The following is a 14,466-nucleotide window of genomic DNA, read 5'->3' as shown; positions in this document are numbered from 1 at the left end:
GAGTGCCACACCTTGGATATACGGATAGCGGTCCACCCCAACGACAGTCGGCGCTGGCGGGTCTACCTGAATCAGTTCTTCTTCGATTGTGGCAGCCGTGGCGCGGCTGAGCGTATCTTCGCGCGGGTCTGCGCTGCCGAGCGGCAGGCCACGCCGCTGCCCAATCCGCCCAAGGTCAGCCGTTCCGAACGGCGTCTGCCCCGGCGAATGGAGTGGGCATGAGACGGCTGACTCCCCCGCCCTCGAGCCCGCATCGGATGCCACGGGTATCGGCGCGTGCTTCGCCTGGCTGATCCGGCTCCTGCTCGTTTTCCGCTTCACACCGTCCTTTCCGCTGCCCTGAAACGGGGCGGTCGGCTGCTGTCTGGCGCGCACTTGTGCACAATGCCGATGCGTACTGTCAAGCCCCTGCAATATTGCATTTAGCCACCTGCTTGTTTCTCTTGCGTTTTTTAACTTATTGAAAGATAAGGAAAATTTTCATTGGTGAAAAAATCGCCAATCTGTCACGCGCCCCCGATTCACTGGGGGTAGGGCGCTTTTTCATCACGTTTTCCACCAACTTATCCACAGCTTCTGTGGATTGTCCCGAGCGCTTGCTCAGGAGCCCTGTTCCAGGGCCTTTACAGCTGGCAACGCGTCTCGAGGTGGTCGGCTGTTAGTATTGCGCGATCCTTTGCCACACCCCGGAGTACCGCATGCCTCTCGACCTGTCCGCCCTGTTGCTCGGCGCGCTTGCCGGTCTGTTGCCGATGGCCGCGCTGGCCTGGCGACTGCAATCGCAGCGTGTCGCCACGGAGCAGGAGGTGGCCCTGCTGCGCGAGCGCCTGGCCAATGCGCAACTCGCGCAGGATGGGTTGTCCGCCCAGGCCGAGGCGGATCGCGAGGCGTTCCAGCGCCTGAGCGGCCGGCACGGCGAGTTGTCGGCTGAAGTTGCCGCGCTGCGCCGCGAGGTGGAGCTGGGCAAGCAGGAACGTGAGCGCCTGGGCGCGGCGGAGCAGGATTGGCAGGCCAAACGCGCGGACAAGGAGGCCGAGCTGCGGCGCCTGTCCGCCGAACATGCGGCCTTGTCCGCCGAACTGCGTGAGCAGCAGGATAACCACCAGCAGCGCCTGGGCGATTTGCAGGCGGCGCGGGACGAGTTGCGCGCGCAGTTCGCCGAGCTGGCCGGGAAGATCTTCGACGAGCGCGAGCAGCGCTTCGCCGAGTCCAGCCAGCAGCGTCTCGGTCAACTGCTCGACCCACTCAAGGAACGCATCCAGTCCTTCGAGAAACGCGTGGAGGAGAGTTACCAGGCCGAGGCCCGCGAGCGCTTCTCGCTGACCAAGGAACTGGAGCGCCTGCAGCAGCTGAACCTGCGCCTGGGCGAGGAAGCCACCAACCTGACCCGTGCGTTGAAGGGCCAGAAGACCCAGGGCAACTGGGGCGAACTGGTGCTGGAGCGGGTGCTGGAGCATGCCGGGCTGGAGAAGGGGCGCGAGTACGAAACCCAGGTCAGCCTGCGTGCGCCGGATGGCGAGCGCTTCCAGCCCGACGTGCTGATCCGCCTGCCTGGCGACAAGCAGGTGGTGGTGGACGCCAAGGTCAGCCTGACCGCCTACCAGCAGTTCATCGCCGCCGAGGACGAGGTGATCCGCCAGCAGGCGCTCAAGGCACACGTGCTGTCCCTGCGCAACCATGTGAAGGGGCTTTCCGGGAAGGATTACCGGCGCCTGGAGGGGCTGCACAGCCTCGACTTCGTGCTGCTGTTCATGCCGGTGGAAGCGGCCTTCTCGGCGGCGTTGCAGGCGGAGCCGAACCTGTTCCAGGAGGCCTTCGAGCGCAATATCGTGATCGTCAGCCCGACCACCCTGCTGGCGACCCTGCGGGTGATCGACAGCCTGTGGCGCCAGGAACGGCAGAACCAGAACGCCCGCGAGATCGCCGAGCGCGCCGGGGCGCTGTACGACAAATTCGTGCTCTTCGTGCAGGATCTGGACGAGATGGGCACCCGCCTGCAGCAGTTGGACAAGACCTATGCCGCGGCGCGCAACAAGCTCTGCGAGGGGCGCGGCAACCTGATCAGCCGTGCCGAACAGGTGAAGCTGCTGGGCGCGCGAGCCAGCAAGAACCTGCCGACGGACTGGCTGGAGCGGGCGTTGAGCGATGATGCGCCTTTGGGGGAGGAAGGGGAATAACGCAGCCCCTCAATGTGCGCCGATCCTGCTTTATGTAGGAGCGAGCTTGCTCGCGAATTCTCCCGGCACAGAAGTCAGTCCACCTGTAGAAGCGGACCATGTCCGCGAATCGCGCGCATGGCGCGCTCCTACAGGTGAGTTCCGGATCGGTTGCGGTTCGCGAGCAAGCTCGCTCCTACGAAGGGCGCGACGTGCTCCGTCAGAACAGCGAGTAGGGCTTGCCCGCCGTGCCATCGGCGAAGCGCCGCAGCCTGAAGGCATGCAGATCCATCCCCGGTTCGCCCCTGAGTATCCACTGGCTCATCAACTGGCCGATGATCGGCCCCATCGCGAATCCGTGCCCGCAGAACCCGGTCGCCACCAGCAGGCCAGGCACTTCCGCTGGCGCATCGAGCACCGGGATGCCATCCGGCAGCACGTCGATCAGGCCGGCCCAGCTCTCCACCACCTTCACATCGCGCAGGGCCGGGAAGGCTTTGGCAAGGTTGCTCTGTGCCGCAAACACCCGGGACGTATTCACCTTCACCTGAGGGTCGCGCTCACCCAGTACCGGGCCGTTCACGCTGCGCTCCGAACCCGGCAGGCGCTGGCGCAGGTCGTGCAGTAGCGCGCCGTTGAGCTTGAACGAGAAGCTCGCGCGGTTGGCCGGCAGGTGCGGCAGGTAATGTCGCGCGCCGCGCAGGTAGTCGAAATTGAGGTCGATATCGGCCTGGGTTTCGTCGGCGAGGTTGAGGCTGCCGTCGGCACGTTGGCGGAAGCCGATGCCGTGGCCGATGAAGCTCTGCGCGCCGACATCGGGGCCAGGGCTGGTGCGCGAGACGGTGCAGCGTACCGCCTGTTGCGGTAGTTCCAGGCCGAGGCTTTGCACCAGGCGCCAACTGCTGGCGCCGGCGCAGACCAGCAATTGTCGGGTCTTCACATAGCCACGTTCGGTCTGCACGCCGCAGATGGCGCCGGCGGCCCGATCGATGCCGGTGACGCCGCAACCTTCGACGAACCGCGCGCCGCGCTCGATGGCGCGCAGCGCATAGCCGGGGGCGACGCGGCGCGGTTCGGCCTGGCCGTCGTTGGCGGTGTACAGCGCCCCGAGTGCGGGATCGGCCAGGGAGGGCATCAATTGGGCGACTTCGCTGCGGCCGAGCAGGCGGGTGCCGAGGCCGAAGTTGGCGGCGACCTTCAGCCAATCCTCGTACTTGCGCTGCTGCTCCGGCGTTTCGGCGAGGTACAGGCAGCCGCCCTGGCGCCATTCCAGCGGCAGTTGCAGCTCCTCTTCCAGGCGCTCCCAGAGCGGGATCGCCGCCATCATCAGCGGCACTTCCGCCGGGTCGCGCGCCTGCTGGCGGACGAAGCCCCAGGCGCGGGTGGATTGCTGGCTGGCGAGGCCGGCTTTGTCCAGCACCAGTACAGTCATGCCCTGGCCGGCGAGGTACCAGGCGGTGGCACAGCCCATGATGCCGCTGCCTGCGATGACCACGTCCACCTGTTCCGGCAGGCGCTCCACGCGGGAGGAAAGGGCGGGGTGAAGCGGGTAGGTTCCCATCGGCATACGGCGGCATCCCTGTATCGAGTGACGGATGCCGCAGTATGCGTTTGGCGTGCCCGCGCAGCCACTGCGCGGGCACGCGGGCAGGGGCTTACGAGGCGCGCGCGGCGCGGCTGGCGGCCGGCGAGCGGGCCAGGTAGTCCAGTGCTTCCTGGGTGTTGGCCTCGTGATCCGGGTGGTACCAGGGCTTGAAGTAGCGCAGGAAGCTGGTGGCCACGGAGCTGATCTTCGGCAGCACGCCATTGCGCGAACCATCCCGCCAGATCGCGGCGAAGGAGCGCGGCCTGGCGATGCTCGGGTCCTGCCGCGACAGGGTGCGGGTGCCGAAGGCGAACAGGTAGATGATCAGCGGCAGCACCACGAACATCCACAGCTGGCGGCTGACGAAGCTGCCGCCCAGGTGTACGTGCAGGTCGTGGGCGACGTTGCGGTGCTCCACCTCTTCGGCGCCGTGCCAGCGGAACAGGTCCAGCAGCACCGGGTCGGCCTTGGCGCGGTCCAGCTCGTCGGCCTCTAGGATCCACTTGCCCAGCACGCAGGTGAAGTGCTCCACCGCCGCGACGATGGCGCAGCGTTGGCCGATCCACCAGCGCTTGAGCCAGGCGGTGCGGTTGAACAGGGTAAGGCCCAGCGGCGTATCGCTGAGCAGTTGCTCGAACAGGTAGTCCATGACCTTCAGGTAGCGCGTCGAGTCGATGCCGTGGTGGTTCAGGTAGCGCTCCAGCGCGCCGCTGTGTGCGCGCGCGTGCATCGCTTCCTGGCGGATGAAACCCTGCACGTCGTCGCGTAGGTTGCCTTCCTTCACGAAGGGCAGCGCCTTGTTGTACAGCCGGCAGAACCACAGCTCGCCGGCCGGCAGCATCATGTGGATGACGTTGATCGTGTGGGATGCCTCGGCCTCGCCGGGAATCCAGTGCAGGGGCGAGTCGCTGTAGTCGAACTGCACCTTGCGTTGCACCAGCTGGTGATGATGGTCGTTCATGGGATTCTCAGGCGGTCAGGTTGAGACGGGCGAACAGGCGCGACAGCCAGGGCATGAAGCGCCATTGCAGGGCGCCCAGGTGCACTTCGCTGCCGACCTTCACCAGCGGCTGGTTGCGTTCCACCGCGCGGGTGATGCGTTCGCTAACGGTGTCCGGGCTGAGCCGGCGTCGACGATAGAAGCGCTGCACCTTGGCGCGGTGCTTGGCTTGTTGTTCGTCATCCAGGCCGGCGAAGCGCGTGGCCTGGACGATGCCGGTATCGACGAAGCCCGGGCATGCCGCGCTGACGCCGATACCGTGCCCGGCCAGCTCGGCGCGCAGGCATTCGCTGAGCATCAGCACCGCCGCCTTGCTGGTGGCGTAGGCCGGGTAGTTGCGCGACGGCGCGAAAGCCACGCCGGAGGCGACGTTGACCAGATGCCCCGGTTTGCCGCTCTCGACCATCTGCTTGCCGAACAGCCGGCAGCCGTCGATCACGCTCCACAGGTTGATGCGCAGCAGGCGTTCCCATTCCTGCGGGGTGGTCTTGAGCATCGGCCCGGCCATGCCGATGCCGGCGTTGCTGACCACCACGTCGGGCACGCCGAGGCTGCTCTTCACCCACTGGGCGAAGCGCTCCATCGCCGCGCTGTCGCCCACGTCCACACAATAGCTGCAGGCGCTGGCGCCCACCGCGCGGGCCAGTTCGGCGCTGCGCTCGGCGGCGGCCGGGTCGATGTCCGCGGCCAGCACGCTGGCGCCGCGTTCGGCGAAGCTCAGCAGGGTCGAACGGCCGATGCCGCCGCCCGCGCCGGTGACCACCACCAGCTTGCCGGCGAAGGAGCCGGCGCCGGGTTTCAACGCGGCGCGTTGCAGTTCCAGCGTGGCTTCGCCGCCCTCGATGTGGCTGACGAACTCGTCGATCCAGTTACCCAACTGCGCCGGTTCGGCGAGCAGTTGCCAGTGCCCGGCGGTGACGTCGCGGCGCCACAGGCGCGGTGCCCACAGCGAGAGCTGCTGGAACAGCTGCTGGCCGACGTAGCGGTCGCGGGTCGGCACGATCAGTTGCACCGGCACCTCGGTATGGCGCTTGCGCGGCTTGAAGATCGAGGTGATGAAGTTGGCCCGGTAGAGCTTCACACCGTGCTCGCCGTCGCTGGCCTGGTGCGGGTTGCGTGCCGGGTTGCGGATGCCTTCGACCTTGCGCAGGTATTGCGGCCAGGCCTTGGCCGCGCCGAAGCGCCAGGACAGCGATGGCAGCAGCGGCAGGTGGAAGTAATAGATGTACCAGGAGTGCAGCAGCTGGCTGGCCATCTGCAGCAGCGCGCGCGGCGTCTTGCGGCGCAGGCGGTCGCGCATCCAGAAGCCGACGTGGTCCAGGCAGGGGCCGGAGACGCTGGTGTAGGAGGCGATACGCGCGCGCAGCTGCGGATCGGTGACGCTCTCCCAGGTCTGGATCGAGCCCCAGTCATGGGCCACCAGGTGCACCGCGCGCTGCGAGCTGACGGCATCGAGCACCGCCTTGAGGTCCTGGCTGAGCAGTTCCAGGCGGTAGTCGCGGGTCTTGCGCGGCTTGTCCGACTCGCCGGCGCCGCGCACGTCGTAGGCGACCAGTTGGAAGCGCCCGGACAGGCGACGGATCAGCGGCAGCCAGACTTCATGGTTGTCCGGATAGCCGTGGACGAACAGCACCATCGGCAGGTGCGGCTCGCCCCAGCGCCACACGGCCAGGCGCACGTTGCCCGATTGCACCTCCAGGCGCTCCGGCGTCGGCAGCGCCTTCTCCAGCATGGCGTTCATGCCACCTCCCGTCGTGCCGGTGCGCTGACCAGGCCACGCTCGACCCAGCGGCGCACGTGAGGCAGGTCGTCGTCCAGCCAGTAGGCGTCGTCCTCGGTGACCACCAGCAGTTCCTCGAACTTGGCACCCACGCCGCGCAGGCCCAGGTGCGGCTCGACGGCCCAGAGGCCGGGTGTCGGGGCGTGTTGCGAGCGGTCATTGCTCGACCACAGCGGCGACCAGCCTTCGCGGCGGCCGGTGATCAGGGCGTTCTTCATCAGCGTGGCGATGTTGCGCACGCCAAAGCGCGCGACCGAGGGACCGCTGTTGCGCGCACCAAGCTTTTCCACGCGATGGGCCAGCACTTCGAAGGGATAGGCCTTGTGCCGGGGCAGGGTGCCCTGGCGCTGGCAGAGGCGGTCCACCGACTGGCTGACCTCGGCCAGCGGCAGGCGCTGGCGGACCAGTTCGACGATCAGGTTGCGGTGCGCCAGCAGATCGTCCATCAGCCGCTCCACCAGCAGGTTGTGGCCCAGCGCGCCGGAATAGCCGACGTCGGCGGTATAGGCGCCCAGGGTTGGCGCGCAGTCGAGGATGAAAGGCATGCCTTCCTCCAGACGCTGCTTGCCGGGATAGAAGGCCAGGTTGAAGCCGCCCAGGTGGCGCAGGCCGTCGAAGCCCTTGAACGAGGTGCGCGGGCCGAACCAGGCGAAGGGCTGGTGGAACCAGTCGCGCACGCCGTGATCGACCAGCCAGGTCTTCATCAGGGCGGCGGTCTCGCGCTCGCTGATGCCCGGGCGCAGTTCGCCGGCAATGGTTTCGCAGCAGCGGTAGGCCAGTTGCTGAATCTCGCGGAAGTGCCGCAGGTCTTCGGGAGTGGGCACCCAGGCGCCTTGGGACATGACTTTCTCCAGGCTGGTTATTGTTATGGTGACATTGATCAATGTCACGATCGATGCTGACCCATCGGCGGGCGTTGCGCCATGCCGTGCGCGCCGGGCCTTGAGTGTTACCGGGGCGCGGAGCCGCTGGCGGCGCGGGTTGTGGAGCGGTGGGGGATTTGCGGCGGGTGCAGGTCCCGTCTTTGGTTGGGCCGCCGGGCTGTGCGGCGGATCACTTAGGGATTAGTCCTTTTGATTGTTCCGGGGGCGCGCCGCTGGCTATCATCCGGCCCATGAGCACACCCCTGAACCTGCTGCAGCGCCTGCTCCAGCGCCCGGACGAAGTCCCTTCGGCGCTGGAAGACGAGTGTGAATACACGGTGGACGAACTGGCCCGCGAGGCCGGCAGCACCGTGCGCAACCTGCGCGCCTACCAGGATCGCGGCCTGCTGCCGCCACCCGAGCGCCGGGGCCGTGCCGGGGTGTACTTCGCCAGCCACCTGCGCCGGCTGCGGCTGATCAACCGCCTGCTGGAGCGCGGCTACAACATCGCCAACATCAAGGAGCTGCTGGAGAGCTGGGAGCGAGGCCACGATCTGGACCATGTGCTTGGCCTGGACGAAGCGATTGTCGGTCCGTGGAACCTGGAGTCCCCCGGCAGCATCGAGTTCAGCGAGCTGCAGGCACTGTTCGGCGATGAACTCGATGACACGGTGATCGATCAGGCGCTGGCGCAAGGCCTGCTGGCCTTCGACGGCGAGCGCATCAGCATTCCCAGCCCGCGCCTGTTCAACGCCGGCGTCGAGCTGTACCGCGCCGGTATTCCGCTGGCCGCGCTGCTGGATCATCTGGCCGTGCTGCGCACCGACACCGAACACCTGGCCGCCGGTATCGTGCGCCTGGTGGTGACCCATCTGGTGGACAAGCCCGGCGTCGACCTGCTGCCCGGCGCGGCCGATCTGGAGCGCCTTGCCGAAGTCTTCCAGCGCCTGCGGCCGGTGGCCGAGCAGGTGGTCCTGGTGGAGCTGGCGCGCGGCCTGAAGCGCTCGGCCAACGAGATGCTCGGCGAGCGTGTCGGGGAAATCCTGCGGCGGCTGGAAACGCCGGAGTAACGACGGCTCGCCGCCCGGCGAGTTCAGCCGGCGCTGCAACGGTTCAGTTGTCGCGTGCCGGTTTTCGCAAGTCCAGGCCGGCGGCCTGGGCCAGCTTGCCCCGCAGCCAGCGTCGCGCAGGGTCGTCCTCGCGGCTATCCGACCAGATCTGTACGAAGTCGAAGCGCGCCAGGTGCAGCGGCGGCTCGAAGCTCGCCAGCCCGTGGGCGCCGAGATCGTCCGGCAACATGCGCTCGGCGATGGTCAGGACCAGGTCGGTACCCGCCAGCAGGCTGGGGGCGACGCTGAAGTGCGGCACGGTGGCGGCCACCTGGCGCCGGCGGCCGAGGTTTTCCAGGTGACTGTCGATCTCCTCTGCCGGGCTTTGCTGCAGCGCGACCCGCAGGTGCGGCGCGGTAAGGTATTCCTCCAGCGTCAGGCGGGAGCGCCCGGCGAGGGTTTCGGCGGCGCACAGGCAGACGAAGCGTTCCTCGAACAGGCGCTGGGCGCGTACGCCCTCAGGCAGCATGGGGAAGACGCCGAGGGCCGCATCCAGCTCGCCGCTGGCCACCTGTTCGGCCATCCCCAGTCGCGAGGCCTGGCGCACGTCCAGATGAATGCCGGGCGCCTCGCGTCGAAGGATCGCCAGCAGCGAAGGCAGCACCACCCAGGCGCCGTAGTCGGACATGCCCAGGCGCAGCTCCAGTTCGGCGCTGGCCGGGACGAAGTCGTCGCCCAGCACCAGCCGGCGCACGCCACCGAGGATGTCGCGCAGCGGCCCGGCGAGGTCGAAGGCGCGGCGAGTCAACAGCATCTGGTTGCCGGCGCGCACCAGCAGCGGGTCGTCCAGCAGGTCGCGCAGGCGGTTCAGCGCATGGCTCACCGCCGGCTGGGTCATGGCCAGGCGCTCGGCGGCGCGGGAGACATGGCGTTCATCCAGCAAGGCGTCGAGGATCACCAGCAGGTTGAGGTCGATACGGCGCAAGTCATGAACTGGGTGCATGGCTTTTGTACCAATCTTTCATTTCAATGCGCCAGGTGGATAGCAGAAGCTGGGACCATCGACAAGCAATGGAGGATGATCGATGTCGAAACTACTTCTGCTGCTGCCCGCCATCGGTGTGGGTGCGCTGGTCGCCCTGCAGGCCGGCAGCAATTCGCTGCTAGGCCGTCAACTGGGCCATCCGCTGAGTGCCAGCCTGACGTCCCTGGGGGTCAGCCTCGCGGCGGTGATCGTCGCGCTGCTGGCCTTCCGCGTGCCGCTGCCGGCGGTCACCGGGATCGCCGCGACGCCCTGGTGGGGGTGGCTTGGCGGAATCTTCGGCGCGGCCTACCTGACGGTGGCGGTGATGCTGGCGCCGAAGATGGGCGCGGCGACTTTCCTGGCCTGCGTGGTGGCGGGGCAGATGCTGATGTCGGTGCTGTGCGACCAGTTCGGCTGGGCCGGTTTCCCGGTGCGGCGGCTATCGCCCGAGGGCCTGCTGGCCGTCGGGCTGATCATCGCCGGGGTGGTGTTGTTGCAGTGGCGGGGGAGGGTGGTGTGAGGTATCGCTGGCTGATGGTGTTGGGCGGGGTCGCGAGCAAGGACTAGGCGTCCCCCTCGGTCCTACGAAGAGCACCCGACTTTTCCCTGTAGGAGCGAGGGGGACGCCATCGTTATTGCTCGCGAACCGCCGCCGCTGCCGAAGCACAGCTGGACGATTTATTTCAGGCTCAGATGCCGACTCAACAGTGCCCGCAGTGCCGCCGGCTTCACCGGCTTGGGCAGGAAGTCCAGCCCGGCCGCGTGGATCTGCGCCACCAGCTCGGGGCGGGCGTCCGCGCTGATCACCACGCCCGGCACCGGTTCGCCCAGGCGGGTACGCAGCCAGGCCATCAGGTCGGTGCCCAGCTCGCCGTCGTCCAGGTGGTAGTCGATCAGCGCCAGTTGCGGGCGCGCGTCGCCTTCGAGCAGCACCTGGCACTCCTCGCGGCTGCGCGCGGTGAGCACGCGGCAGCCCCAGCGGGTCAGCAGGCTGTTCATGCCGGTGAGGATGCTGTCCTCGTTGTCGACGCAGAGCACCTGCGCGCCATTGAGCTGTTCCGGGGTTTCCACCTTGTGCCCGTTGATCGGTACCGGCGCCGGCTGGCGGGCCAGCGGCACGCTGACGCTGAAGACGCTGCCCTTGCCCGGCCAGGAGCGTACTTCCAGGCGATGGCCGAGCACCTTGCACAGCCGATCGGCGATCGCCAGGCCCAGTCCCAGGCCCTTCTCGGCGCGAGTCTGGTGGCTGTCCAGGCGTTTGAACTCCTCGAAGATCACCTGCAGCTTGTCCGGCGGAATGCCCGGGCCGTGGTCCCAGACTTCCAGGCGCAGGTGCCCGGCCTCGCGGCGCACGCCGAGCAGCACGTGGCCCTTGGCATAGCGGAAGGCGTTGGTGAGGAAGTTCTGCAGCACCCGGCGTAGCAGCTTGATGTCGCTCTCGATGCGCAGCTTGCTGCCGCGCACGTGGAAGTCGATGCCATGCTCCTGGGCCAGCACACGGAATTCGACGCCGAGGGTGTCGTACAGGTTGGCCAGCGGGAAGGCCGCCACATCCGCGCTGACGCGGCCGCCCTCGAGACGCGAGATGTCCAGCAGGTCGGTGATCAGGTCCTCCGCCGAGCGCAGCGACGAATCCAGGTGGCGCACCAGTTCGGTGGCCTCCTCGGGCAGTTTCTCCTGGTGGGAGAGGGCGGCGGAGAATAGCCGTGCGGCGTTCAGCGGCTGCATCAGGTCATGGCTGACCGCAGCGAGGAAGCGCGATTTGGACTGATTCGCCGCCTCGGCGTTGCCCTTGGCCTCGGTGAGCGCCTGGTTCAGTTGGGAGAGCTCGAAGGTGCGCTCCTGTACGCGCTGCTCCAGGCCCTCGTTGGCGTCCTTGAGACCCTGCTCGGCATCGCGGTAGGCCGTGATGTCGGTGAAGCTCATGACGAAGCCGCCGCCGGGCATCGGGTTGCCGATCAGCTCGATCACCCGGCCATTGGGGAACAGCCGCTCGGAGGTATGCGGGGTGCCCTGGCGCATCCAGTACAGGCGCTTGGCCACGTGCAGGTCCGGGTCGCCCGGCCCGCAGAGATTGCGTTCGGCGTTGTAGCGGATGATGTCGGCGATCGGCCGGCCGACGTAGATCAGTCCTTCCGGGTATTCGAAGAGCTCCAGGTAGCGGTGGTTCCAGGCCACCAGGCGCAGGGACTGGTCGACCACGCTGATGCCCTGGGTGATGTTCTCGATGGCACCCTGCAGCAGCGCGCGGTTGAACTGCAGCACTTCGGAGGCTTCGTCGGCGATCTTCACCACGTCCTCCACCTGCATCTCGCGGCCTTCGATGGCGGCCTTCACCACGGCGCGCGCCGAAGAGGCGCCGAGCACGCCGGCGAGCAGGCGCTCGGTGTGGGCGATCCACTCGCCGTTGGCGTTCTGGCTCGGGGTGAAGCCCTTGCCCTGGCGGTAGGCGAAGCGGATGAAGCTCTGCCGCGCGCGTTCCTCGCCGACGAAGCGGGCGGCGAGCATCAGCAGGTCTTCCAGCTGCACCGCGAGCATCGAGCGCGAGCTGAGCTTCTGGGAGATTTCCTGGCCGATGAAGCGGCTGGCCTGCCAGTGCTCGGAGACGCGGGTGCGGGAGAACACCGAGACCAGCCCGAACAGGGCGAAGTTGCCGATCAGCGAGAGCAGCACGCCGAGGGTCAGCGGCTCGATGGACAGGCCGAACGGCTGGCCGGCGAGCCAGGCGAGGCCGGGGAAGGTTTCCAGTGGCCAGCCCAGGCCCTTGGCGACTACCGGCAGCACCAGGGTATAGGCCCACAGTACGGAGCCTGCGGCCAGGCCGGCGAATACGCCGCGGCGGTTGGCCTGCTTCCAGTACAGGGCGCCGATCATCGCCGGGCCCAGCTGGGCGATGGCGGCGAAGGCGATCTGGCCGATGGTGGCCAGGCTCGCGGTGGAGCCCAGCAGGCGGTAGCTGACGTAGGCCAGCAGGAGGATCAGCGCGATGCTCACCCGGCGCACGGTCAGCAGCCAGTGGCGGAACACCTCGAAGGGCTGCTCGGCCTCGCCTTTGCGGCGCAGCAGCCAGGGCAGCAGCATGTCGTTGGAAACCATCGTGGACAGCGCCACGCTGGCGACGATGACCATGCCGGTGGCCGCCGAAGCGCCGCCGATGAAGGCCAGCAGGGCCAGCGCCGGATGGGCCTCGGCCAGCGGCAGGCTGATCACGAAGGAATCGGGCATTACGCCGGCGGGCAGTTGCATCTGCCCGGCGAGGGCTATGGGCACCACGAACAGCGCGGCCAGCACCAGGTAGATCGGGAACACCCAGCGGGCCTGGTTGAGGTCGCGCGGTTCGATGTTCTCCACCACCAGCACGTGGAACTGGCGCGGCAGGCACATGATGGCGGTCATCGCCACGCCGGTCTGCAGCAGCATGCTTGGCCAGTGCACGGTTTCTTCCCAGTAGTCGGCCAGTTGCGGGGCGACGCGCGCCTTGTCGATCAGGTCGCCGAAACCGTCATAGAGGCCGTAGGTGACGAAGATGCCGACCGCGATGAAGGCGGCGAGCTTGACCAGGGATTCGAAGGCGATGGCCAGGACCATGCCGCGGTGGTGTTCGGTGACGTCCAGGCTGCGGGTGCCGAAGACGATGGTGAACAGCGCCAGCACCAGCGACACGATCAGCGCGGTGTCCTGGGAGCGGATGCCGGTGGAGTCCGGGCCGGCGCCGATCAGCAGGTTGACGCCGAGGACGATGCCCTTGAGCTGCAGGGCGATGTAGGGCAGCACGCAGACGATGCAGATCAGCGCCACCACCACCGCCAGCGCCTGCGACTTGCCGTAGCGCGCGGCGATGAAGTCGGCGATGGAGGTGATGTTCTCCTGCTTGCTGATCATGATCATCTTCTGCAGCACCCAGGGCGCGAAGAGCATGAGCAGCACGGGGCCGACGTAGATCGGCAGGAACGACCACAACTGGTCGGCGGCCTGGCCGACGGCGCCGAAGAAGGTCCAGCTGGTGCAGTACACCGCCAGGGAGAGGCTGTAGACCCAGGCGCGGACGCGTGGCGAAAGAGGGGCGCGACGGCGGTCGCCATAGAACGCGATGGCGAACAGGACCGCCATGTAGAGCAGGGCGACCGTTGCGATCAACCCACTGGACAACGACATGCTGACTCCGGAAATGAACAGGCTCCCCCGCAGGAGCGCTTGCAGCAGTTTCGCACCAAAGTCCCGATGTGTCAGACGACTGCTACCAATGTCTCAGTGGTGCTGTGTCGCGCTTCTCACTTGAGCTGTACCGTCCGGGCTGATAGCGTGCCGGCCTTTTCCGAGCTGCCCGTCCGTCGTGCCCGCTCGCCGGTACGGCACTTCGGGCGGCCGCTACGCTCTGAAATGAGCGAGATTCCCGCGTCGACGTATCCAGGAGAGCGCCATGTTCAGACCGTTACCGATCACCTTGCAGCGCGGGGCCTTGCGCCTGGAGCCGATGGTGGAGGCCGACGTGCCCGAACTGGTGACGCTGGCGGAAGCGAACCGCGAGGCGTTGCAGTACATGAGCGCCCCGCAGCGCCCGGACTGGTACCGCCAGGGCCTGGCCGACCAGCGCGAAGGCCGCGCGCTGCCGCTGGTGGTGCGCCTGGGCAACGAGATCGTCGGCACCACGCGTTTCATGGACTTTCTTCCGGCGCTGCCGGCCTGCGAGATCGGCGCCACCTGGCTGGACCAGGCGCAACACGGCAGCGGCCTGAACGCCACCATGAAGTACCTGATGCTGCGCCACGCCTTCGACAGCTGGAAGATGGTCCGCGTGCAACTCAAGACCGCCGCCAGCAACCTGCGTTCGCAGCGCGCCATCGAGAAGCTCGGCGCGGTGCGCGAAGGCGTGTTGCGCAACCACCGGCGCCTGGCCGGCGGTCGGCTCGACGACACCATTCTCTACAGCATCACCGACCACGAGTGGCCTCAGGTGAAAGCCGCGCTGGAAGCCGGTTTCAACGGCTGAGTGCGCGGTGTAAGGTGAT

At 67.5% G+C, this 14,466-nt stretch carries 10 protein-coding genes and 1 pseudogene; 5 read left to right on the top strand and 6 right to left on the bottom strand.

The window, feature by feature from the left end:
• Positions 1-12: 12 nt before the first annotated feature.
• Together ACYCAX_RS14620 and ACYCAX_RS14615 are read left to right on the top strand one after the other, a co-directional pair.
• The gene (locus ACYCAX_RS14620; protein ID WP_294979675.1) at positions 13-222 is read left to right on the top strand and encodes a hypothetical protein; all 210 of its coding nucleotides are present in this window, start codon (positions 13-15) and stop codon (positions 220-222) included.
• Positions 223-812: 590 nt separating this feature from the next.
• Positions 813-2,177 carry a DNA recombination protein RmuC gene (locus tag ACYCAX_RS14615; protein ID WP_460248310.1) on the top strand — a complete coding sequence of 455 codons (1,365 nt, stop codon included), beginning with the start codon at positions 813-815 and terminating at the stop codon, positions 2,175-2,177.
• Between the two features lie 199 nt (positions 2,178-2,376).
• On the opposite strand, the gene ACYCAX_RS14610 is transcribed toward ACYCAX_RS14615, so the two are convergent.
• The 4 genes from ACYCAX_RS14610 to ACYCAX_RS14595 all read right to left on the bottom strand — a co-directional run bounded on the left by ACYCAX_RS14610 (position 2,377) and on the right by ACYCAX_RS14595 (position 7,363).
• Positions 2,377-3,723: an NAD(P)/FAD-dependent oxidoreductase gene (locus ACYCAX_RS14610; protein WP_294977866.1), complete on the bottom strand. Its 1,347-nt coding sequence runs from the start codon at positions 3,721-3,723 to the stop codon at positions 2,377-2,379.
• Between the two features lie 88 nt (positions 3,724-3,811).
• On the bottom strand, positions 3,812-4,702 hold the full coding sequence (locus ACYCAX_RS14605; protein WP_460248300.1) for a metal-dependent hydrolase: 891 nt from the start codon (positions 4,700-4,702) through the stop codon (positions 3,812-3,814).
• 7 nt (positions 4,703-4,709) lie between these two features.
• Positions 4,710-6,482, bottom strand: a complete 1,773-nt coding sequence (locus ACYCAX_RS14600) for an SDR family oxidoreductase (protein ID WP_460248299.1) — start codon at positions 6,480-6,482, stop codon at positions 4,710-4,712.
• Positions 6,479-7,363: a M24 family metallopeptidase gene (locus ACYCAX_RS14595; protein WP_460248298.1), complete on the bottom strand. Its 885-nt coding sequence runs from the start codon at positions 7,361-7,363 to the stop codon at positions 6,479-6,481. Before ACYCAX_RS14595 ends, ACYCAX_RS14600 begins: the two co-directional genes overlap by 4 nt.
• Positions 7,364-7,755: 392 nt before the next feature.
• Here ACYCAX_RS14595 and ACYCAX_RS14590 point away from each other — a divergent pair, with 392 nt between their 5' ends.
• The gene (locus ACYCAX_RS14590) at positions 7,756-8,454 is read left to right on the top strand and encodes a MerR family transcriptional regulator (RefSeq protein WP_460248309.1); all 699 of its coding nucleotides are present in this window, start codon (positions 7,756-7,758) and stop codon (positions 8,452-8,454) included.
• Positions 8,455-8,497: 43 nt separating this feature from the next.
• Here the strand turns inward: ACYCAX_RS14590 and ACYCAX_RS14585 are convergent, their stop codons facing one another.
• Complete coding sequence (locus ACYCAX_RS14585) at positions 8,498-9,436, bottom strand: LysR substrate-binding domain-containing protein (RefSeq protein ID WP_460248297.1); 939 nt, start codon at positions 9,434-9,436, stop codon at positions 8,498-8,500.
• An 82-nt stretch (positions 9,437-9,518) separates the two neighbouring features.
• On the opposite strand from ACYCAX_RS14585, the gene ACYCAX_RS14580 reads away from it, so the two are divergent.
• On the top strand, positions 9,519-9,977 hold the full coding sequence (locus tag ACYCAX_RS14580) for a DMT family transporter (RefSeq protein ID WP_294977879.1): 459 nt from the start codon (positions 9,519-9,521) through the stop codon (positions 9,975-9,977).
• A gap of 158 nt (positions 9,978-10,135) precedes the next feature.
• Here ACYCAX_RS14580 and ACYCAX_RS14575 read toward each other — a convergent pair whose 3' ends face one another.
• Positions 10,136-13,612 carry a PAS domain-containing hybrid sensor histidine kinase/response regulator gene (locus ACYCAX_RS14575; RefSeq protein ID WP_460248296.1) on the bottom strand — a complete coding sequence of 1,159 codons (3,477 nt, stop codon included), beginning with the start codon at positions 13,610-13,612 and terminating at the stop codon, positions 10,136-10,138.
• 248 nt (positions 13,613-13,860) lie between these two features.
• On the opposite strand from ACYCAX_RS14575, the pseudogene ACYCAX_RS14570 reads away from it, so the two are divergent.
• A pseudogene (locus ACYCAX_RS14570) lies at positions 13,861-14,447 on the top strand (GNAT family N-acetyltransferase); the annotation flags it as partial.
• Positions 14,448-14,466 lie beyond the last annotated feature (19 nt).

It is taken from the genome of Pseudomonas sp. MT3 (genome assembly GCF_054720805.1).
This window is presented reverse-complemented; position numbering and strand designations above follow the sequence as displayed.